20 protein-coding genes are annotated in these 19,404 nt (G+C 69.0%); 6 read left to right on the top strand and 14 right to left on the bottom strand.

The features are described from left to right. Positions 1-13 precede the first annotated feature (13 nt). The 4 genes from B0W88_RS08145 to B0W88_RS08130 are packed head-to-tail and all read right to left on the bottom strand — an operon-like array spanning position 14 to position 2,407. Positions 14-466, bottom strand: a complete 453-nt coding sequence (locus tag B0W88_RS08145) for an N-acetyltransferase (RefSeq protein WP_233151651.1) — start codon at positions 464-466, stop codon at positions 14-16. A 32-nt stretch (positions 467-498) separates the two neighbouring features. Further along, entirely contained in the window at positions 499-1,080 is a 582-nt protein-coding gene (locus B0W88_RS08140) for a DUF4337 domain-containing protein (RefSeq protein ID WP_077034162.1), read from the bottom strand. A gap of 23 nt (positions 1,081-1,103) precedes the next feature. Continuing rightward, positions 1,104-1,592, bottom strand: a complete 489-nt coding sequence (locus B0W88_RS08135; protein WP_077034161.1) for a dihydrofolate reductase — start codon at positions 1,590-1,592, stop codon at positions 1,104-1,106. Further along, a complete protein-coding gene (locus B0W88_RS08130) occupies positions 1,589-2,407 on the bottom strand; it encodes a thymidylate synthase (protein WP_077034160.1) in 819 nt (272 codons plus the stop codon). Before B0W88_RS08130 ends, B0W88_RS08135 begins: the two co-directional genes overlap by 4 nt. 133 nt (positions 2,408-2,540) lie before the next feature. Here B0W88_RS08130 and B0W88_RS08125 point away from each other — a divergent pair, with 133 nt between their 5' ends. Genes B0W88_RS08125 through B0W88_RS08105 form a run of 5 tightly spaced genes read left to right on the top strand, consistent with a single transcriptional unit; the run spans position 2,541 to position 6,609 of the window. Continuing rightward, positions 2,541-3,272 (top strand): LiaI-LiaF-like domain-containing protein, encoded by a 732-nt coding sequence (locus B0W88_RS08125; RefSeq protein ID WP_158080823.1) that lies wholly within the window; start codon positions 2,541-2,543, stop codon positions 3,270-3,272. Then, positions 3,272-4,315: a sensor histidine kinase gene (locus B0W88_RS08120; protein WP_077034158.1), complete on the top strand. Its 1,044-nt coding sequence runs from the start codon at positions 3,272-3,274 to the stop codon at positions 4,313-4,315. Before B0W88_RS08125 ends, B0W88_RS08120 begins: the two co-directional genes overlap by 1 nt. 9 nt (positions 4,316-4,324) lie before the next feature. Beyond that, the gene (locus B0W88_RS08115; RefSeq protein WP_233151650.1) at positions 4,325-5,068 is read left to right on the top strand and encodes a LytTR family DNA-binding domain-containing protein; all 744 of its coding nucleotides are present in this window, start codon (positions 4,325-4,327) and stop codon (positions 5,066-5,068) included. Between the two features lie 33 nt (positions 5,069-5,101). Further along, positions 5,102-5,626, top strand: a complete 525-nt coding sequence (locus tag B0W88_RS08110) for a gamma carbonic anhydrase family protein (protein WP_077034157.1) — start codon at positions 5,102-5,104, stop codon at positions 5,624-5,626. 20 nt (positions 5,627-5,646) lie between these two features. Continuing rightward, entirely contained in the window at positions 5,647-6,609 is a 963-nt protein-coding gene (locus B0W88_RS08105) for an Hsp33 family molecular chaperone HslO (protein ID WP_077034156.1), read from the top strand. Here B0W88_RS08105 and B0W88_RS08100 read toward each other — a convergent pair. After that, positions 6,580-7,272 carry a haloacid dehalogenase type II gene (locus B0W88_RS08100; RefSeq protein WP_077034155.1) on the bottom strand — a complete coding sequence of 231 codons (693 nt, stop codon included), beginning with the start codon at positions 7,270-7,272 and terminating at the stop codon, positions 6,580-6,582. The two genes, B0W88_RS08105 and B0W88_RS08100, sit on opposite strands and share 30 nt — an antisense overlap. A 151-nt stretch (positions 7,273-7,423) precedes the next feature. Between B0W88_RS08100 and B0W88_RS08095 the strand changes: the two genes are divergently transcribed. Next, positions 7,424-10,951 carry a hypothetical protein gene (locus B0W88_RS08095; protein ID WP_077034154.1) on the top strand — a complete coding sequence of 1,176 codons (3,528 nt, stop codon included), beginning with the start codon at positions 7,424-7,426 and terminating at the stop codon, positions 10,949-10,951. 4 nt (positions 10,952-10,955) lie between these two features. Here B0W88_RS08095 and B0W88_RS08090 read toward each other — a convergent pair whose 3' ends face one another. The 9 genes from B0W88_RS08090 to B0W88_RS08050 all read right to left on the bottom strand — a co-directional run bounded on the left by B0W88_RS08090 (position 10,956) and on the right by B0W88_RS08050 (position 19,242). Continuing rightward, positions 10,956-12,572, bottom strand: a complete 1,617-nt coding sequence (locus B0W88_RS08090; RefSeq protein WP_077034153.1) for a bifunctional UDP-sugar hydrolase/5'-nucleotidase — start codon at positions 12,570-12,572, stop codon at positions 10,956-10,958. Beyond that, on the bottom strand, positions 12,556-13,224 hold the full coding sequence (locus B0W88_RS08085; protein WP_077034152.1) for an AAA family ATPase: 669 nt from the start codon (positions 13,222-13,224) through the stop codon (positions 12,556-12,558). Before B0W88_RS08085 ends, B0W88_RS08090 begins: the two co-directional genes overlap by 17 nt. Continuing rightward, positions 13,221-13,844, bottom strand: coding sequence for a nicotinamide riboside transporter PnuC (pnuC, locus tag B0W88_RS08080; RefSeq protein WP_077034151.1), 624 nt, complete (start codon positions 13,842-13,844; stop codon positions 13,221-13,223). Before pnuC ends, B0W88_RS08085 begins: the two co-directional genes overlap by 4 nt. Positions 13,845-13,849: 5 nt before the next feature. Next, positions 13,850-14,119: a septum formation initiator family protein gene (locus tag B0W88_RS08075; RefSeq protein WP_077034150.1), complete on the bottom strand. Its 270-nt coding sequence runs from the start codon at positions 14,117-14,119 to the stop codon at positions 13,850-13,852. Positions 14,120-14,167: 48 nt separating this feature from the next. Beyond that, positions 14,168-15,454: a phosphopyruvate hydratase gene (eno, locus tag B0W88_RS08070; protein WP_077034149.1), complete on the bottom strand. Its 1,287-nt coding sequence runs from the start codon at positions 15,452-15,454 to the stop codon at positions 14,168-14,170. 79 nt (positions 15,455-15,533) lie between these two features. Further along, a complete protein-coding gene (locus tag B0W88_RS08065) occupies positions 15,534-15,821 on the bottom strand; it encodes a DUF1330 domain-containing protein (protein WP_077034148.1) in 288 nt (95 codons plus the stop codon). Between the two features lie 10 nt (positions 15,822-15,831). After that, positions 15,832-16,689 carry a 3-deoxy-8-phosphooctulonate synthase gene (gene kdsA, locus B0W88_RS08060; protein ID WP_077034147.1) on the bottom strand — a complete coding sequence of 286 codons (858 nt, stop codon included), beginning with the start codon at positions 16,687-16,689 and terminating at the stop codon, positions 15,832-15,834. 2 nt (positions 16,690-16,691) lie between these two features. Beyond that, complete coding sequence (locus B0W88_RS08055; protein WP_077034146.1) at positions 16,692-18,356, bottom strand: CTP synthase; 1,665 nt, start codon at positions 18,354-18,356, stop codon at positions 16,692-16,694. 49 nt (positions 18,357-18,405) lie between these two features. Further along, positions 18,406-19,242, bottom strand: a complete 837-nt coding sequence (locus B0W88_RS08050) for an alpha/beta fold hydrolase (protein ID WP_077034145.1) — start codon at positions 19,240-19,242, stop codon at positions 18,406-18,408. Positions 19,243-19,404: the final 162 nt, after the last annotated feature.

The raw sequence follows: 19,404 nt of genomic DNA, 5'->3' as shown, positions 1-19,404 counted from the left end.
CGGGCTGCCGGTCTCAAGCCACCGGCTTGAACATCGTGATGTTGGTGGGCTGGAAGCCCAGGCCGGTGTAGAGCGCCTGCGCACCGGTGTTGTGGCCGAAGACGTGCAGGCTGATGCCGGCCAGGCCGCGCTCGCGCACCTGCTGCTCCAGCCCCTGCATCGCGCGCCGGGCGTGGCCGCGGCGCTGCTGCGCCTCGTCGATCTCGATGTTGTAGAGGTAGGCGATGCGCTCGGCGCCGCGCGCCTGCTCGGCGAACCAGAGCATGCCTACCCGCCCGCCGGCCTCGTCCTGCACGATGAAGAAGTGGTTGTCCGGCGTCGCCAGGCCCTGCGGCAGCAGTTCCTCGTGGGCCTTGATGGACAGGGCCAGCGCCTCGCGCGCGGCCCATTGGCCGGAGGCGATCTTCTGCGTGGCGAAGGCGGGAATGGTCAGCCCCAGCCAGGCGTCGAACTCCGCGCCGACCATCGGACGCAAGGCTGCTGCCGCCGCCGTCATCTTCAGTAGTGCATCCAGGCGGCGACGCCCAGGCCGATGCCGATCAGGCCGGCGGCGATCGTCAGGTGCTCCATCCACTTCTTCTTGGTCAGCAGCGTGATCGCCGCCATCGCGATGGCGACCTGCAGCGCGGTCGTCGCCTGGGCCCAGCGGTGGTGCTCGTGCAGCTGGTGATCGCTCTTCTCGTTCCATTCCTCGGATTCGTGCTCGAGCTTCTCGGCCGCCAGCTTGATCTCGGCCTTCTCCTTCTCGTAGCGGGCGATCTTTTCCTTGTACTTGGCCTTGGCCTCTTCGTTGCTGGTCAGGTCCATCGCCAGCTCGGCCATGTTCTGCTTGCTGCTCTTGGACTGGTAGTAGTTCCACTGGTCGGAGGCCGCGGTCTTGTGGATGGCCGCGTCGTTCTTGAACAGGCCGGCATTGGCCTGCGTCAAGCCGCCCATGTAGCCGAAGACCGCGCCGATCGTGGCCAGCACCGCCGTCATCACCGCGATCTTGCTGGCGAAGCCGTCGCTGGCGCCGTGCTGGGCGACGTGCTCGATCTCGTGGTCGTGCGGGCCGTGTACGTGAAAGCCGTGTCCTGACATGGTGTGTTCCCTCGAGTAACCAGTTATTTGCGCTGATAGGTGACGAAGTCGTAAGGCAGGCCCTCGGCGGACGTGCGCTTGTCGCGCGCCGTTTCCGCAAAGGCCCCGCGGTCCCACTCCGGGAAGAAGGCGTCGGCCTCGAAGTCGGCGTCCACCTCGGTCAGTTCCAGGCGATCGGCCTGCGGCAGCGCCTGGGCGTAGACCTGGGCGCCGCCGATCACGAAGACGCTATCGTCGCCGCTGCAGGCCGCCAGCGCTTCATCAAGGCTGCCGATCACTTCCGCTCCAGAGAGGATCAGACCCGGCTGGCGTGACAGCACGATGTTGCGCCGGCCCGGCAGCGGGCGGAAGCGCTCGGGCAACGAATCCCAGGTCTTGCGGCCCATGATCACCGCATGGCCCAGCGTCAGCGCCTTGAAGCGGGCCAGATCCTCTGGCAGGCGCCACAGCAGCTGGTTGCCGCGGCCGATGCCGCCGTTGCGGGCGACGCCCGCGATGAGGCTGATCTTCATACGGCCACAGGCGCCTTGATCGCCGGATGGTGCTCGTAGCCCACCACCTCGAAGTCCTCATACTCGTAGTCGAAGATCGAGGCCGGGCGGCGCTTGATGACGAGCTTCGGGTAGGGCAGCGGCGCGCGGGCGAGCTGGGTCTGCACCTGCTCGAAGTGGTTGCTGTAGATGTGGCAGTCGCCGCCGGTCCAGACGAAGTCGCCCAGCTCCAGGTCGCACTGCTGGGCCAGCATCATCGTCAGCGCGGCGTAGGAGGCGATGTTGAAGGGCACGCCCAGGAAGATGTCGGCGCTGCGCTGGTAGAGCTGGCAGGAGAGCTTCCCCTCGGCCACATAGAACTGGAAGAAGGCGTGGCAGGGCATCAGCGCCATCTTGGAGAGCTCGGCCACGTTCCAGGCGCTGACGATGATGCGGCGCGAGTCCGGGTTGGTCTTGAGCTGCTTGACCACCTCGGCGATCTGGTCGATGTGGCCGCCGTCCGGCGTCGGCCAGGAGCGCCACTGCACGCCGTAGACCGGGCCCAGGTCGCCGTCCGCGCGGGCCCATTCGTCCCAGATCGTCACGCCGCGCTCCTGCAGCCACTTGACGTTGGAGTCGCCGCGCAGGAACCACAGCAGCTCCAGCAGGATGGACTTCATGTGCACCTTCTTCGTCGTCACCAGCGGGAAGCCCTGGCTGAGGTCGAAGCGCATCTGGTGGCCGAACACGCTGCGCGTGCCGGTGCCGGTGCGGTCGGTCTTGGTGACGCCGTGCTCGAACACATGGCGCATGAAGTCCTCGTACTGGGACGTGACGGTGGGGGCGGTGCTGCTCATGCCGGCATTCTAAGAAGGATGGGCGGTAGCCATTCGTCGAGCCGCGCCGTCGATTCGCCGAAAAGCGCTCGCCCGGGCGGCGTCGGGCGGCGATGCTGGCGGCATGGACATCATCACCTCATGGAGACCCGCCTTGTTCCACCGTCAATTGAGCCGCCTCGTGATCGGCCTGTTCATCATCGGCGTGGGCCTCGTGGCCCTGCTGGGCAACGCCGGCTTCGTCGACGCCGCCGAGTTGCGGCCCTACTGGCCGCTGGTGCTGGTCGCGCTCGGCGCCGTGCGCCTGTTCAGCCGCTGGAGCGTGCTGCCGGGCATCGCGCTGATCCTCGTCGGCGCCGCGCTGACCGCGCAGAACCTGGGCTATCTGCAGCTGCACTGGCGCGACTGGTGGCCGGTGCTGCTGATCCTGTTCGGCGCCAGCTTCCTGCTGCGCGACGACCGCTGGGGCCGCCGGCGCTGGCAGCGCCGCCAGGCCCGCTGGGCGCGCCGCCACGGCATGCCGCTGCCCCTGGGGCCGGACGTCGTCGCCGACGACAGCGAGCGCATCCAGGCCGATGCGGTGATGGGCAGCGCGGTGCTCAGCAACGCCTCGCAGAACTTCCAGGGCGGCGAGCTGAGCGCCGTGCTCGGCAGCGTGGAGCTGGACCTGCGCGATGCGGCGATGCGCAGCGGCGAGGCGGTGCTGCTCGTCAAGGTGGTGATGGGCGGCATCGAGATCAAGGTGCCGCGCAGCTGGACCGTGGGCGTGCGGGCCGACCATGTGCTGGCCGGCGTCGACGACCGTACGGTGCCGCCGGCGGCGCCGGCCGGGCGGCTGCTGATCGACGGCGAGATCGTGATGGGCGGCGTGACCATCCGCAACTGATGCATCCGGTCTTCAAGAGCCGCCGCCGCCTGCTCGGCTTCGTGCTGGCCTGCCTGCTGGCCGGCGCGGCGCTGGCCGGGGTGCTGAGCCTGGCCGGGCAGGGGCCCTGGCCGCGTGCGCTGGCCTTCGCGCTGCCGCTGAGCCTGGCCTATGGCTTCATCGCGCTGGCCTCCTACTTCCTCTGCCGCAGCCTGCCCGAGCGGCGCCTGCCGGCGCTGCTGGCGCTGTACGTCGGCGCGCCGCTGGTGGCCGCGCTGGCGGGGCTGGGCCTGGCCGTGTCCTGGAACGGCATCGGGCCGCTGTTCGGCGCGCCGCCGCTGATGCAGCTGAGCTCGCTGGCCTGGCTGCTGCTGTTCGCCGCGGCGCTGGGCGCCTACCTGCTGGCGCTGCTGGCCCACGAGCTGCTGATCGCCTTCGAGCGCGCCCAGGCGGCGGCCCAGGCCCAGGCCGAGGCGCTCGCGCTGGCCCGCGAGGCCGAGCTGCAGCTGCTGCGCACCCAGGTCAATCCGCACTTCCTGTTCAACTGCCTGAACTCGATCAGCGCGCTGACGCAGATGGACCCGGCCGGCGCGCGCGAGATGGCCATCGAGCTGGCCCAGTTCTTCCGCCGCACGCTGGCGCTGGCCGATCGCCAGTGGCTGAGCCTGGACGAGGAGCTGGCGCTGTGCGGGCAGTACCTGGCCATCGAGCAGCGGCGCTTCGGCCCGCAGCTGAAGCTGCAGTGGGAGATCGAGCCCGAGGCGCGCGGCTGCGACGTGCCGGCCATGTGCCTGCAGCCGCTGGTGGAGAACGCGGTCAAGCACGGCGTCGCGCCGCTGGGCGGCGGCACGGTGCGGGTCGCGGCGGCGCTGCAGGGTGGTCAGCTGAAACTCGAGGTCAGCAACCCCTTCGATCCGCTGGCGGCGCCGGCGGCTGGTGCGGGCCTGGGCCTGCGCAACCTGCGGGCGCGGCTGGAGGTGCTGTACGGCCGGCGCGCCCGCATCGAGTGGCGGCAGGGCGCCGACGAAGGCTTCGTCGTGGCGCTCAGCCTGCCCGAGGCATGATCGCGGTCCATGCAGAAGATGAAGACCGTCCTGATCGCCGATGACGAGCCGCTGGCCCGCCGGCTGCTGCTCGAATACCTGGCCGCCCATCCGGGCCTGCAGCTCGTGGCCGAATGCGCGGACGGCGAAGAGGCGCTGCGCCAGATGGAAGCGCTCAAGCCGGATCTGGTGCTGCTGGACATCCACATGCCGCGCCTGTCCGGCATCGAGGTGCTGGAGGCGAGTGGCCGGCGCAGCGGCGTGATCTTCACGACCGCGTATGACGCGCATGCGATCAAGGCCTTCGAGCTGCATGCGGTCGACTACCTGCTCAAGCCCTTCACCCAGCAGCGCTTCGATGCCGCGCTGGCCCGCGCGGCCGCGCTCGGCCAGGTGTCGACGGAGCCCGCGCTGCTGGCCGCGGCGGCGCGCGGCGGCGAGCCCCTGCGCCGCCTGCTGATCCGCGAGCGCGAGCAGCTGCACGTGATCCCGGTGGAGCAGGTCGAATGGCTGCAGGCCCAGGGCGACTACCTGGCCGTGCATGCGCAGGGTCGCAGCCGCCTCAAGCTGCAGAAGATCTCCGAGATCGAGGCCCAGCTGGACCCGGCCGCGTTCGTGCGCGTGCACCGCTCGGCCATCGTCAACGTGGCCTTCCTCGCCGCGATCGAACGCCATGGCGCCGAGGGCCATGCCGCGCGGCTGGCCGACGGCAGCCTGGTGCCGGTCAGCCGCAGCGGGCTGGAGCGGCTGAGAGACGCAGTCGGCCGCACTTAACTAAAATCGCCTCCTTTTGCCGGGAGGCATGGCATGGCGATCTATCAACTCGGCGACCTGGTGCCGGACGTGGCCGATTCGGCCTGGGTGGCAGACAGCGCCGAGGTGATCGGACGGGTGACGCTCGGGGAGGGTGCCAACGTCTGGTTCCAGGCCGTGCTGCGCGGCGACAACGAGATGCTGACGATCGGCGCCGGCTCCAACATCCAGGACGGCTCGGTGCTGCACTCGGACATGGGCTATCCGCTGACGCTGGGCGAGGGCGTCACCGTCGGCCACAAGGTGATGCTGCACGGCTGCACCGTGGGCGACTTCTCGCTGGTCGGCATCGGCGCGGTGATCCTCAACGGCGCGAAGATCGGCAAGAGCTGCATCGTCGGCGCCGGCGCACTGGTGACCGAGGGCAAGGAGTTCCCCGACGGCTCGCTGATCGTCGGCGCGCCGGCCCGCGTGGTGCGCGAGCTGAGACCCGAACAGATCGAGGCTTTGAAACTGACCAGTCGCCACTACATAGAGAACGCCGCCCGCTACCGCGCGGGCCTCAAACGAATCGACTGAAGCAGAAAAGACATCCATCCATGAGCGAACTCCATAAATTCCTGTTCGAAGGCCTGCCGGTGCGGGGCATGCTGGTGCGCCTGACCGAGGGCTGGCAGGAGGTGCTCAAGCGCCGCGAGGCCGTCGGCGCCCATCCGCCCGAGCTGCGCGCGCTGCTGGGCGAGATGGCCGCGGCCGGCGTGCTGATGCAGTCCAACATCAAGTTCAACGGCGCGCTGGTGCTGCAGATCTTCGGCGACGGGCCGGTCAAGCTGGCCGTGGCCGAGGTGCAGCCGGACCTGACGTTCCGTGCCACCGCCAAGGTGGTCGGCGAGGTGCCGGCCGGCGCGAAGCTGGAAGCGATGCTGAACGTGCACGGCAAGGGCCGCTGCGCGATCACGCTCGACCCGAAGGACAAGTTCCCCGGCCAGCAGCCGTACCAGGGCGTCGTGCCGCTGCATGGCGACCACCGCGAGCCGCTGCAGAAGCTCTCCGAGGTGCTGGAGCACTACATGCTGCAGTCCGAGCAGCTGGATACCAAGCTGGTGCTGGCCGCCAACGACGAGGTGGCCGCCGGCCTGCTGATCCAGCGCCTGCCGATCAAGGGCGAGGGCAACCTGAAGGAAGGCGAGGTCGCCGAGCGCAACGAGGATCAGATCGGCCTGTCCGAGGACTACAACCGCATCAGCATGCTGGCCTCGACGCTCACCTCGGAAGAGCTGCTGACGCTGGATGCCGACACCATCCTGCGCCGCCTGTTCTGGGAGGAGTCGGTGCGCCGCTTCGAGCCCCAGCACCCGAGCTTCGCCTGCACCTGCTCGCGCGAACGGGTCGGCTCGATGCTCAAGGGCCTGGGCCGCGAGGAGATCGACAGCGTCGTCGCCGAGCGCGGCAATGTGGAGATCAACTGCGAGTTCTGCGGCCTGCAGTACCACTTCGACAGCGTGGACGTGGCCCAGCTGTTCAACGCGGCCTCAGTGTCCGGCAGCGGCACGGTCCAGTAGGAAGGCCGGCAGCTCGTCCAGCCCGCGCACCTCGTGCGTGGGCCGCTGGCCCATCTGCTCGAAGGCATCGCCCCGGCGGTTGACCCAGCAGGTCGGGAAGCCGAAATGGCCCGCGCCGGTGGCGTCCCAGGCGTTGGACGAAACGAACAGAATGCTGGAGCGGTCCAGCGCCAGCCGCTGCTCCACCAGCGCATAGACCCGGCGGTCCGGCTTGAAGACGGCGGCATCGTCCGCGCTGATCAGCTGCGCGAAGCGCTCGCGCAGGCCGGCGTGTTCGACCACGGCGTCGATCGAGCGCGGCGAGCCGTTGGACAGGATGGCCAGCGGCAGGCCCATGTCCTGCAGCGCCCGCAGCGCGGCCGGCACCTCCGGGAAGGGCGAGAGCCGCAGATAGGCCTCGCACAGCGTGCGGCGGCGGGCCTCGTCCAGTGCCAGGCCAAGCTGTTCGCAGCTGTGCACCAGGCCGTCCTCGGTCACCTGCTCGAAGTCCTCGTAGCGGTCCATCAGGCTGCGCAGCCAGGTGTATTCGAGCTGCTTCTGCCGCCAGCGCTGGCTCAAGGCCTGGCCCTGGCCGGGAAAGAAGCGCTCGCACTGCTGGGCGACCGAATGCACGTCGCAGAGTGTGCCGTAGAGGTCGAAGACGATGCCGCGGATGGTGTCCATGGCGCAGGATAGCCGCAGCCATCCGCCAACGGGAAGTACCGTCCCGGTTCAATAACTCCATCCCTTGACGGATGGCCGGCCTTGACCGGGCGGCGCCGATCTGCGAGCGTGCCCCTTTGTGCGACCGATCGCGCAGGAGGGAGAGCAGCGCATGGCGGCGAGCCGCATCCCCTGGGCCAGCATCGCCGTCCTGCTGGCCTTCATCGCCGGCACCCAGCTGGTGCCGCATGCCTTCGACGTGCTGCGCCCGCCGGAGAAGGACCGCGCCCAGGCGCCGGTCACCAAGGACCTGCCGGTCGATGCGCGGCTGTGGGAAGACCCCTTCATCGCGATGCGCCGCTACCAGGCCGAGCGCGACGAGCGCTGCGGCAAGCTGGGCAAGAGCGGCGAGGAACTGCAGCGCTGCAAGGGCCTGCGCCCGGTCGCCAAACCTTCGGAAGGCGCGGCGCCGGACCTGCTGCGCGCGTCCTTGCTGCGCCGCTGGATGGCCGCGCCGGCCAGCGAGCGCACGCTGGTGCTGGCGGTGATGGTGCCGGGCCATCCCTTCGTCGGCGCCGAGGAGAGCCGGCGCCGCACCCGCTATGCGGTGCTGACGGGCCTGATGTCGGCCGGCTACATGCCCGACGACGCCGAGCACATGGGGCTGATGTCGGTGGACCACCGGCTGCTGCAGTCCGGCACCGATGCCCGCGAGATCGGCGGCAGCATCGACCAGCGCTACTACGTCCCCTTCGAGCTGCTGGACGCCGAGGCGCCCGATGCGACGAGCTACCGCCGGGTGATGCTGGTGTGGGTGGACGAGAGCGGCCTGCCGCAGCCCAAGCTCGACGCGCTGGCCCTGCTGATGGAGCAGCTGTGGGGCCAGTGGAGCTGCGCCAAGCCCAAGGGCGGGGCGCCGCGGGCCGACCCGGAGCTGGCCGTCATCGGGCCCTCGTCCACCGACGGCCTGCGCAATGCGCTGCGCGACCTCGACCGCGCCGGCGACGACCCCGGCCGCTACCAGGGCCTGGGCCTGGCGGCCCGCTGCCGCGCGGCCGATCCGGCGGTGGAGCGCGAGAACGCCGGTCGCAACGAGCTGCAGCAGGGCTATGCGCTCCTGGCCGGCGGCCGCTTCCTGAATGCCGCGTCCACCGCGTCCGAACGCTACCTGCCGGAGCTCGGCGGCCAGCAGATGGCACCGTTCCTGACGCAGAAGTTCGACGAGGTGCTGCACCCGCAAGGAACGGCAGGCGGCAGCGCCGCGACGCCGGTCTCCTTCACTCGCACCATCGCCACCGACGAATTGCTCACCCGCGCGCTGGTGGCCGAGATCAAGCTGCGCCTGCCGCGCGGCAAGCCGCGGCGCATCGTCGTCGTCACCGAGCGCGACTCGGCCTATGCCCGCGGCTTGCTGGGCGACATGCGGGCGGGCCTGGAGGCGCAAGGCCGGGGCGAGCGCTGGCGGCTCAAGCTGGAGCCGGCCTACTACTTCCGCGGCATCGACGGCGTCACCGCCCGCGATCCCGCCCAGCCGCAGACGAGCGCCAAGCCGACGGCCGACCCGGCCCTCGCCATCGAATGGCCCGAGGCGCGCGACCAGCTCGACTACCTGCGCCGCTTGAGCGATGCGCTGGTGGACAGCGATGCCGACCCGGGCCAGCCGCCGATCGCCGCCATCGGCGTCGTCGGCTTCGACGTGCACGACAAGCTGCTGGTGCTGCAGGCGCTGCACGAGCGCTTTGCCGACCGCATCTTCTTCACGACGGACATGGATGCGCGCTTCCTCCATCCGCGCGTGCTGCCCTTCAGCCGCAACCTGATCGTGGCCACGAGCCTGCCGCTGCAGATGCAGGCCACGCGGCGCGAAAGCGGCGGCGCCGGCGTCGAGCCGCCCAGCGCCTACTTCCGCGATGCCTACCAGAGCGCCACCTACCTGGCCGCGCGCCAGGCGGCCTGCCTGTCCACCGCCTGCCGCGAGCACGAGGCCCACGACCTGCGGCGGCGCATCGCCCGGCCGCTGCTGTACGAGATCGGCCGCAGCGAGGCGGTGCAGCTGGACAGCCCGGTGCCACGCCTGCTCTCGGGCAAGGCCGACCGCGGCCAGGGCCTGATCGCCGGCATGCTGCTGGCGCTGCTGATGACGGCGCTGATGTTCTGGCCCTCGACGCCTTCGCTGCGCGCGCTGCGGGCCACGATGGTGGCCTTCGACGAGGACAAGAACCGCCGCCCGATCCGCAAGACCGCCATGCTGCTGGCCAGCGCGCACCTGCTGGCGCTGGTCTACGTGTTCTGCATGATGGTCGCCTTCCTGCGCCAGGGCGCCTTCGTCGAGAAGCCCTGGCTGGCGGTGCTGGCCTATGTGCTCTGCGGCCTCGCACTGAGCCCGGCGGTGCTGGTGCTGGCCCGCTGGCTGCTGAAGCGCCTGGGCCGCCGGCCGGCGCCGCGGCCGGGGCGGCCGCTGCTGAGCAGCGCGGTCTACTTCCTGCTGGTGCTGGTGCTGTGCCTGTGCGCCGTCGCGCTGGTGTGGCGGCTGCAGGGCGTGCACGAGATCGGCGGCGAGACGATCGCCTGGTTCGAGGGTATCAGCGCCTGGCCGACCGAGCTGCTGCACCTGGCGGCGGTGGTGGCCATCCTGTGGGCGCTGGACCTCAGCCTCGACCAGGTGATGAACTCGCTCAACGAGGACACCGAATGGCTGGCCATGCCGATGCTGCCCAAGTACGCCAGCGCCTGGAGCTGGCTGCGCCATGTCTCGGTGATGCGCTGGCGGCGCGCGCAGGGCGGCTCCTCCGACGTGGCCTTCCTGTGGCGCGAGTACCGCTGGCGCGGCGCCGGCCGGCCGCGACTGGCGCGCACGGCGATGAGCTATGTCGGCACGATGATCGTCGCGCTGGGCCTGTGGTGGGTGTTCAGCGGCGGCAACGCCAACATCGCCGGCGTGCTGGGCGGCTCGCGGCTGATCGACCTGCCGGTGCGCGGCGCCTATCACCAGCACCTGATGCTGGTCACGCTGGCGCTGGTCGTGCTGCTGCTGCCGCTGTCCATCGTGCTGGTGGCCGACGCGACGCTGCTGGTCTACCGCTTCGTGATCCACCTGGACCAGGGGCGCAGCTTCTATCCGCGGGCCACGCTGCTGCGCTTTGCCCAGGGCCTGGGCGACGCGGGCCGCGCGCAGCTGTGGTGCCGCACGATGCAGCGCCTGCCGCACGAACGCACGGCCGAGAACGCCGCCGACGGCCTGCACACGCTGCTGGACGACTGGATCGACATGCAGATGGTGGCCCGCCGCACCAGCCGCATCGCGCCGCTGGTGATCGGGCCCTTCGTCGTGCTGGGCATCCTGCTGCTGGCGCGCAGCCGGGTGTTCGACAACTGGTCGATGACGCCGGCCGTGGCGCTGGCCGTCTGCGGCTATCTGGCGCTGCTGATCCTGCTGAGCGTGCTGCTGAAGAACGCGGTCGAGAACACGCGGGCGCATGCGCTGGAGCACATGACCGCCGACCTGCGCTGGCTCAAGGGCCAGAAGGGGCCGCTGGCCGAGCTGGCCACGCCCTTCCAGGGCCTGATCGACGAGGTCAAGACGATGGACGGCGGCGCCTTCGCCGGGCTGTTCGACCAGCCGCTGCTGAAGGCGGTGCTGATCCCGCTGGGCAGCGCCGGCGGGGCGCAGCTGCTGGACTACATCAGTCTGCTCAAGTAACCCGTTAGTTGATGCGGACCACTCGGTCCAGCGCCGGTGGCTGGGTCAGCGGCTGCGACTGCAGGTACTGCTCCAGCGCGTCGATGTCCTGCATGCCGGTGTGGCGCGCGCTGCCTTCGGTGAAGGCCTTGAAGCCGTCGCCGCCGGCGGCGAGGAAGGTGGTGACGGTGATGCGCAGCGAGGCGTCCGCGGCGATGGGCTGGCCGTTCAGCCGCATGTCGACCACGCGCTGGCCGAGCGGCTTGGCGGCGTCCCAGCGATAGGCGAAGCCGCGCGAGACCTGCAGCGGCCGGAACTTCGGCTGGTCCAGCCACTGCTGCTCCAGCGCCTGGCGCAGCTGCGCGCCGCTGAGCGTCAGCGTGACCAGGTTGTTGTAGAAGGGCTGGACGGTGAAGGCATCGCCGTAGCTGACCGCGCCGCCGTTCCTGAAGCTCAGCTCCGAGCGCACGCCGCCGATATTGGTGATGGCGATCTGCGCATCGCCGGCGGTGGCGACGAGCTGGGCATCGGCGATCAGCTGGCCCATCGTGGTGGCACCGGCGGCATCCTGCTCGCGGGTCAGCGTCTGGCTGATGTGGCCGATCACGCGCTGCACCAGCGGGGCCGAGCGCTGGTCATAGCCGGCGATCAGCTGCTGCACGGCCGGGTCGGGCTGGAAGCGGGCGTGGTCGACGATCATGTTCTCCGCCTGGGCCGAGATCACGTCGCCGGTCTTGCGATCGAGCTTCAGGTCGATGGCCGTCAGCACATTGCCGTACTTGTCCGCGCTGGTCACGAGCCGCCCGTCGATGCGGCAGTTGTAGGCCATGTGCGTATGGCCGCTGACGACCAGGTCCACCGCCTTGTCCAGCTTCTTGACGATGTCCACGATGGCGCCGGAGATGGCCGGGCATTCGTTGTAGCTGCCGGTCGGGAAGCCGCCTTCGTGGATCAGCACGACGATCGCCTCGACGCCTTGCGCGCGCAGTTGCGGCACCAGGCGGTTGACCGTCTCGGCCTCGTCGTCGAAGCGCAGGCCGGCCACGCCGCTGGGCGTGACGATGCCGGGCGTGCCCTTCAGCGTCAGGCCGATGAAGCCGACCGGGATGCCCTCGAAGCGGCGGATCTCGTAGGCGGGCAGCAGCGTCTTGCCGGTGGCCTCGACGACGGTGCTGGCGGCCAGGTAGTGATAGCTCGCGCCCTTGAATTCATGGCCGCCCTGGCAGCCGGTCTTCGGATGGCAGCCGCCGTACTGGCGGCGCAGCAGCTCGTCGGCGCCGCGGTCGAACTCGTGGTTGCCGACCGAGGAGATCGCCAGGTCCATCGCGCCCAGCGCCTCGATCGTCGGCTCGTCGTTGAACAGCGCGGACAGCAGCGGGCTCGCGCCCATCAGGTCGCCGGCGGCGACGAAGATGTGGTTCGGATGGCCGGCGCGCTGCTCGCGCACCGCGCTGGCCAGCCAGGCCGCGCCGCCGGACTGCACGGTGATGTTGCGGCTCCTGTCCTTGAAGCCTTCGGCAGGCGGCTGCAGGTTGCCGTGGAAGTCGTTGAGCGCCAGGATGCGCAGCTCGACCGGGGACTGCGGCGCGGTGGCGCAGGCGGCGAGGCAGAGAGCCAGAAGCGCGCTAACGGTTCTTTTCATCGGATGGATTGTGACGCCGGAATGTCGCGTGTTCGCATTCGGGGACGTCGCAATCGCAAGGCCAGGTCCAGGCGGGCAGGGCGGCCTGACGCTGCTGAAGCCGGCTGAAGAGGCCGTTGCCCGGGCGGGCCAGCAGGGGCGTGATCGCATTCAGCGCGGCGTCGGTGCGGGCCTGGCCGCGGCCGCTGATGAGCGACCAGCCGAGGCCGCCGTCCAGCAGCGCCTTGCGGATCAATGCGTCGATCGGTGGCCGTACGTGCGGGCCTTCCCGCTGCAGGCCGTCGAATTCCCACTCGATGTCCAGCGCCGTCAGCAGCGTGATGTCGCAGCGGCGGTGGAAGGCCTGGCCTTGTTCGATCAGCGAGCGGTCGTTGAAGATGTACTCGCTGTAGATGGCCGTCATCAGCGGCGTGGTGTCGCAGATGACGATGTCGTGATCGCGCTCGGCCGCATCGATGGCGGCGGCCTGCTCGGCAGCGATGCCGGCCTGCTCGTCGGGCCGCGGCGTGCGGGCCTCGCGCTCGCACCAGCCGCGCAGCAGCTCGGGCACGGCGATGCAGGAAAGGCCGGTGGCTTCGGCCAACTGCGCCGCCAGCGCCTGCGCCAGCACCGTCTTGCCGGTGCTCTCCGCGCCGACGATGGCGATCTTCATGCCGGCGCCAGCTGCCGCTGCCAGGCCCGCCAGCCGGCCACCGACATCGGGATGAACACCGCGTACAGCACGACCGTCAGCCAATAGCCCTTGAACGCGAACAGCGCCACGCTGACCGTGTTGACCAGCACCCACACGCTCCAGTTCTCCTGGTACTTGCGGCCCAGCAGCCATTGGCCGAGCAGGCTGGCGACGGTGGGGAAGGCGTCCCAGTAGGGCAGCGGGGAGTCGGTCTGGTGCTTCAGGAACAGGCCCAGCAGCGGCCAGGCGACGAGCGTGGCGAGGAGCGCGAGGGTCAGGCCTTGCCGGTCGAGCCGCCGCACATGCAGGGCATCACCGTGGTCATCGGTGCCGCGCAGCCACTGCCACCAGCCCCACAGCGCCAGCGCCGCGAACAGCAGCTGCAGCGAGGCCTCGCCATAGAGCTTGCCGCTCCAGAACAGCAGGAAGTACAGCAGCGAGGCGACCAGCGCCAGCGGCCAGGCCAGCACGTTGACCCGCATATTGCAGACGACCATCCAGATCGACAGAACGAAGGCGATCACCTCGGTCCAGGTGATCGGGCTGCCCAGCAGTTCGAAGGCGGGCATGCCCACCCATTGCAGCAGGCCGTCGAGCATGTCGGTCAGCGGGTGATCTGGACGAAGATCTCGTCGGGCTTGACCATGCGCAGCTCGGAGCGGGCCTTTTCCTCGACCATTTCCAGGCCTTCGCGCAGGTCGCGCAGTTCGGCCTGCAGCTGCGCATTGCGGGCACGTGCCTGCAGGTTCGCGGCCTCGGCCTGCGCCAGCTCGGCGCGCAGCGCCACGCCGCGCGGCAGGCTGCCCTTGCCGAACCAGAGCGAGGCCTGGAAGCCGGCAAGCACGAGCAGGAGGATGACGGTCAGCGTGCGCACGGGCGGGAGTTTAGCCGCAGCCTCCCGGCTGCGGCTTCCTCATCACGCTTACTTGAGGTTGTAGAACGCGGCGCGGCCCGGGTAGACGGCGATGTCGCCCAGGTCTTCCTCGATGCGCAGCAGCTGGTTGTACTTGGCCATGCGGTCCGAGCGGCTCAGCGAACCGGTCTTGATCTGGCCGGCGTTCAGGCCGACGGCGATGTCGGAGATGGTCGAGTCTTCCGTCTCGCCCGAGCGGTGCGACACGACGGCGGTGTAGCCGGCGCGCTTGGCCATCTCGATGGCGGCGAAGGTCTCGGTCAGCGTGCCGATCTGGTTGATCTTGATCAGGATCGAGTTGGCGATGCCCTTCTCGATGCCTTCCTGCAGGATCTTGGTGTTGGTGACGAAGAGGTCGTCGCCGACGATCTGCACGTTCTTGCCCAGGCGGTCGGTCAGGATCTTCCAGCCGTCCCAGTCGCCTTCGGCCATGCCGTCCTCGATCGAGAGGATCGGGTACTTGTCCACCCAGCTGGCCAGCATGTCGGTCCACTGCTGCGAATCCAGCGAGATGCCGCCTTCGCCTTCCAGCACGTACTTACCGTCCTTGTAGAACTCGCTGGCGGCGCAGTCCAGGCCCAGGGCGATCTGCTCGCCGGCGGTGTAGCCGGCCTTGTCGATCGCTTCCAGGATCATCTGGATCGCGGCTTCATGGTTCTCGACGCTGGGGGCGAAGCCGCCCTCGTCGCCGACGGCGGTGCTGATGTGCTTGTCGTTGAGGATCTTCTTCAGCGCGTGGAAGACCTCGGCGCCCCAGCGCAGCGCTTCGCGGAACGAAGGCGCGCCCACGGGGATGATCATCAGCTCCTGCAGGTCGAGGTTGTTGTTGGCGTGCTCGCCGCCGTTGATGACGTTCATCATCGGCACCGGCAGCTGGCAGCCGTTCATGCCGCCGAAGTAGCGGTACAGCGGCAGGCCGGATTCCTCGGCGGCGGCGCGGGCCACGGCCATCGAGACGGCCAGCATCGCGTTGGCGCCCAGGCGGCTCTTGTTCTCGGTGCCGTCCAGGTCGATCAGGGTCTTGTCCAGGAAGGCCTGCTCGGAGGCGTCCAGGCCCAGCACGGCCTCGGAGATCTCGGTGTTGATGTGCTCGACGGCCTTCAGCACGCCCTTGCCCAGGTAGCGGCTCTTGTCGCCGTCGCGCAGCTCGATCGCTTCGCGCGAGCCGGTCGAGGCGCCCGAGGGGACGGCAGCGCGGCCCATCACGCCGCTTTCCAGCAGCACGTCGCATTCGACGGTCGGGTTGCCGCGGCTGTCGAGGATCTCTCGGCCGACGATGTCAACGATTGCGCTCATTCTTCAAGTCTCCAGGAGGTTGCAAATCCGTGCGGCCCACATCGTGCCGCGTTTTTGTTACGGGCGCTGAACAAGAAGTTCAAACACCGTTGACGATCAGCATGCGCATCACGCCGGCGTTTTCGCGCAGCGTGCGGGCGTGGCGATAGGTCTCGGAATCGTAGAAGGCCCGGGCGGCCGCGTGGTCGGCGAACTTCAGCACGACCAGGCGGGTGGGGTGCCAGTCGCCTTCCAGCACCTCGACGGCGCCGCCGCGCACCTGCACCTCGGCGCCGTGCTCCTGCATCGCGCGGGTGCTCCACTCGCGGTACTTGGCCATCTGTTCAGGATCGGTGACGGTGACGTCGGCGATGATGAAGGCGGCCATCGTGTCGCTCTCAGCAGGAAAAGTCGTTCTCGAGCAAAGGCTGCTGCTTGACCACGCGATCCAGCGCCACGAGCTGTTCCAGCAAGGTCTTCATATGCCGCAGAGGCACGGCGTTAGGACCGTCGCTGAAGGCCTCGGCCGGGTTCGGGTGAGTCTCCATGAAGAGGCCCGCCACGCCGACGCCCACGCCCGCGCGGGCCAGCACCGGCACCATCTCGCGCGCGCCGCCGCTGCTGCCGCCGAGGCCGCCCGGCTTCTGCACCGAGTGGGTCACGTCGAACACCACCGGCGCGCCGGAGTTGCGCATCTCGGCGAGGCTCGTCATGTCGGCAACGAGGTTGTTGTAGCCGAAGCTGACGCCGCGTTCGCAGGCCAGGAAGCTGTCCTCGGGCAGGCCCACTTCCGTGGCAGCGGCGCGGGCCTTGTCGATGACGTTCTTCATGTCCCAGGGCGCGAGGAACTGGCCCTTCTTGATGTTGACCGGCTTGCCCGACTGCGCCACGGCGCGGATGAAGTCGGTCTGGCGGCACAGGAAGGCTGGCGTCTGCAGCACGTCGACGACGCTGGCGACCTCGGCCACCTGCGAGGCCTCATGGACGTCGGTCAGGATCGGCAGGCCGTGCACGCGGCGGACCTCGTCGAGGATCTTCAGGCCCGCCTCCATGCCGAGGCCGCGCTTGGTCGTGCCGGACGAGCGGTTGGCCTTGTCGAAGGAGCCCTTGTAGATAAGCGGGATGCCGAGGGACGAACAGGCTTCCTTCAGGCGGCCGGCCACGTCCAGCGTGATCTCCATCCCTTCGATCGAGCAGGTGCCGGCGATCAGGAAGAAGGGCTTGTCGATGCCGACGTCGAATCCGCACAGCTTCATCGTTAGGCTCCCTGGCCTTGCGCGTGCTCGGCCTTGTGCTCCAGCGCCGCCTTGATGAAGGCCGTGAACAGCGGGTGGCCGTCCCAGGGCGTGGACTTGAACTCGGGGTGGAACTGCACGCCGACGTACCAGGGGTGGACGCTGGTGGGCAGCTCGACCATCTCGGTCAGCTTCTCGCGCTGCGTGATCGCGGAGATCACCAGGCCGGCCTGCTGCAGGCGGTCCAGGTAATGCTCGTTGGCCTCGTAGCGGTGGCGGTGGCGCTCGGTGACGACCGGGCCGTAAATGCCGTGGGCCAGCGTGCCGGGCTTGACGTCGGAGCTCTGCGCGCCCAGGCGCATCGTGCCGCCGAGGTCGCTCTTCTCGTCGCGCTTCTGGATCGTGCCGTCGGCGTCCTGCCACTCGTCGATCAGCGCGATCACCGGGTGCTTGGACTGCGGGTCGAACTCGGTCGAGTTGGCACCGTCGAGGCCGGCCATGTGGCGGGCGTACTCGATCGTCGCGACCTGCATGCCCAGGCAGATGCCCAGGTAGGGGATCTTGTGCTCGCGGGCGAACTGGGCGGCGAGGATCTTGCCCTCGACGCCGCGCTTGCCGAAGCCGCCGGGCACCAGCACCGCGTCGTACTGCTCCAGCTGGCCGATGTTGTCGGCGTTCAGCATCTCGGAGTCCACGTACTCGATCTTGACGCCGGCGTGGTTGTGGATGCCGGCGTGGCGCAGCGCCTCGTTGAGCGACTTGTAGGAGTCGGACAGGTCGGTGTATTTGCCGGCCATCGCGATGGTGACGGTGCGGGCGGGGTTCTCGACCTCGTGCACCAGCTTGTCCCAGCGCTTCAGGTCGGTGGACTTGGTGTTGAGCTGCAGCTTGGTGCAGATCAGCTGGTCCAGGCCCTGCTCGTGCAGCACGCGCGGCACCTTGTAGATCGTGTTGACGTCCCACATCGAGATCACGCCGTACTCGGGCACGTTCGTGAACAGCGAGATCTTCTCGCGCTCGTCGTCGGGCACGCGGCGGTCGGCGCGGCAGATCAGCGCGTCCGGCTGGATGCCGATCTCGCGCAGCTTCTGCACGGTGTGCTGGGTCGGCTTGGTCTTGAGCTCGCCGGCGGCGGCGATCCAGGGCACATAGGTCAGGTGGACGAAGGCGACGTTGGTCGGCCCCATCTTCAGGCTCATCTGGCGCGCGGCTTCGAGGAAGGGCAGCGATTCGATGTCGCCGACGGTGCCGCCGATCTCGACGATCGCGACATCGACCGCCTCGGGCGTGCCGTGGCTCGCGCCGCGTCGGATGAACTCCTGCATCTCGCCGGTGATGTGCGGGATCACCTGCACGGTCTTGCCGAGATAGTCGCCGCGGCGTTCCTTCTCCAGCACCGACATGTAGATCTGGCCGGTGGTGAAGTTGTTGCTCTTCTTCATCCGCGTGGTGATGAAGCGCTCGTAGTGGCCGAGGTCGAGGTCCGTCTCTGCGCCGTCGTCGGTGACGAACACCTCGCCATGCTGGAACGGGGACATCGTGCCGGGGTCGACGTTGATGTACGGATCGAGCTTGATGAGGGTGACTTTGAGGCCGCGCGATTCGAGGATGGCAGCCAGAGAGGCCGACGCGATGCCCTTGCCGAGAGAGGACACCACACCGCCGGTGACGAAGACGTACTTGGTCATTGGTCTTGCAGCGCCATCGTCGCGATGACGCTGTGGTGGGAAATTACGATTATAGCGAGGTCGCTTTTCCTAATTGCGAATCCGCACGGAAGGCCTCGAACATCTGCAGGGCGAGCGCCGCCGTATCGTCCGGCCGCTCGAAGGGATAGAGGTGCGAGCCCTCCATCCAGACGAAGTGCCGCCGCGCCAGGGCCTTGGACGCAGCCGCGCCCGCCTGGCGCAGTTCCTCCGACTGCGTGCCCGCCACGAAGCCCACCGGGCATTGCGGCGGATGGCGCTTCAGCAGCGTGTCAAGGTGGTGGGGCAATGTGTCGTAGATGCGGGTCTCGACCTCGCGGCGGAACAGCAGGTGGGTCTTGCCGTCCTCGCGCTCCTCGAAGCCGCTGGCGATGTAGTCGGCCAGCACGCGTGGGTCCCAACGGGCGAACTTGTGCTTGGCGGCGAAGTGCTCGTGGACGGCCTCGCGGCTCGGCCAGACATGGCGACGCTGCGCGGAAATCTTGCCGGGCGAGACGCGGTTCATCAGCCGGGTCGCCTTCATCACCTGGATGCTGTGGGCCTTCCAGCCGCTGACGATCGGGCTGTCCAGCAGCAGCAGGCCTTCGGTGAGGTCCGGGCGCTTGCAGGCGGCGAGCAGGCTCAAGATGCCGCCGAGCGAGTGGCCGGCCAGCATCACCTTGCCCTCGGGCCTCACGTCCTGGTCGATGAAGCGGATCAGCTGGTCGCGCAGGTGGCGCCAGTTGCTGGTGACCGGGTAGGCCGGGTCGTGGCCGAAGCAGGGCAGGGCGTGGACGCGCCAGCCCGCCTTCTCCCAGGTCTCGAAGAGCACGCGATAGCAGCCGGCGGGGAAGCCGTTGGCGTGGGAGAAGACGATGGTGCCGGTCATGAAAACTTACGAGGAGGCGAGCTTCTTGAGCTTGTACACCAGGTCCAGTGCCTCCCGCGGAGAGAGGGCATCGGGGTCCACTTGCTGCATCGCCTGGTCCAGCGCACTCGGCTCTGCGGCCACCGGCGCCGACGGTGGCGCGGCGAACAGGTCGATCTGCGC

It is taken from the genome of Pelomonas sp. KK5 (assembly GCF_001984095.1).
Taxonomy (GTDB): Bacteria; Pseudomonadota; Gammaproteobacteria; order Burkholderiales; family Burkholderiaceae_C; genus KK5.
Note: the sequence above shows the minus strand (reverse complement) of the source record. Positions and strands in the feature narration are given on the sequence as shown.

Excerpts from the sequence above, each read along its gene's own strand:
- B0W88_RS08145 (WP_233151651.1), bottom strand. The coding sequence starts at position 466 with ATGGTCGGCGCGGAGTTCGACGCCTGGCTGGGGCTGACCATTCCCGCC.
- B0W88_RS08140 (WP_077034162.1), bottom strand. The coding sequence starts at position 1,080 with ATGTCAGGACACGGCTTTCACGTACACGGCCCGCACGACCACGAGATC.
- B0W88_RS08135 (WP_077034161.1), bottom strand. The coding sequence starts at position 1,592 with ATGAAGATCAGCCTCATCGCGGGCGTCGCCCGCAACGGCGGCATCGGC.
- B0W88_RS08130 (WP_077034160.1), bottom strand. The coding sequence starts at position 2,407 with ATGAGCAGCACCGCCCCCACCGTCACGTCCCAGTACGAGGACTTCATG.
- B0W88_RS08120 (WP_077034158.1), top strand. The coding sequence starts at position 3,272 with ATGCATCCGGTCTTCAAGAGCCGCCGCCGCCTGCTCGGCTTCGTGCTG.
- B0W88_RS08115 (WP_233151650.1), top strand. The coding sequence starts at position 4,325 with ATGCAGAAGATGAAGACCGTCCTGATCGCCGATGACGAGCCGCTGGCC.
- B0W88_RS08110 (WP_077034157.1), top strand. The coding sequence starts at position 5,102 with ATGGCGATCTATCAACTCGGCGACCTGGTGCCGGACGTGGCCGATTCG.
- B0W88_RS08105 (WP_077034156.1), top strand. The coding sequence starts at position 5,647 with ATGAGCGAACTCCATAAATTCCTGTTCGAAGGCCTGCCGGTGCGGGGC.
- B0W88_RS08100 (WP_077034155.1), bottom strand. The coding sequence starts at position 7,272 with ATGGACACCATCCGCGGCATCGTCTTCGACCTCTACGGCACACTCTGC.
- B0W88_RS08095 (WP_077034154.1), top strand. The coding sequence starts at position 7,424 with ATGGCGGCGAGCCGCATCCCCTGGGCCAGCATCGCCGTCCTGCTGGCC.
- B0W88_RS08090 (WP_077034153.1), bottom strand. The coding sequence starts at position 12,572 with ATGAAAAGAACCGTTAGCGCGCTTCTGGCTCTCTGCCTCGCCGCCTGC.
- B0W88_RS08085 (WP_077034152.1), bottom strand. The coding sequence starts at position 13,224 with ATGAAGATCGCCATCGTCGGCGCGGAGAGCACCGGCAAGACGGTGCTG.
- pnuC (WP_077034151.1), bottom strand. The coding sequence starts at position 13,844 with ATGCTCGACGGCCTGCTGCAATGGGTGGGCATGCCCGCCTTCGAACTG.
- eno (WP_077034149.1), bottom strand. The coding sequence starts at position 15,454 with ATGAGCGCAATCGTTGACATCGTCGGCCGAGAGATCCTCGACAGCCGC.
- B0W88_RS08065 (WP_077034148.1), bottom strand. The coding sequence starts at position 15,821 with ATGGCCGCCTTCATCATCGCCGACGTCACCGTCACCGATCCTGAACAG.
- kdsA (WP_077034147.1), bottom strand. The coding sequence starts at position 16,689 with ATGAAGCTGTGCGGATTCGACGTCGGCATCGACAAGCCCTTCTTCCTG.
- B0W88_RS08055 (WP_077034146.1), bottom strand. The coding sequence starts at position 18,356 with ATGACCAAGTACGTCTTCGTCACCGGCGGTGTGGTGTCCTCTCTCGGC.
- B0W88_RS08050 (WP_077034145.1), bottom strand. The coding sequence starts at position 19,242 with ATGACCGGCACCATCGTCTTCTCCCACGCCAACGGCTTCCCCGCCGGC.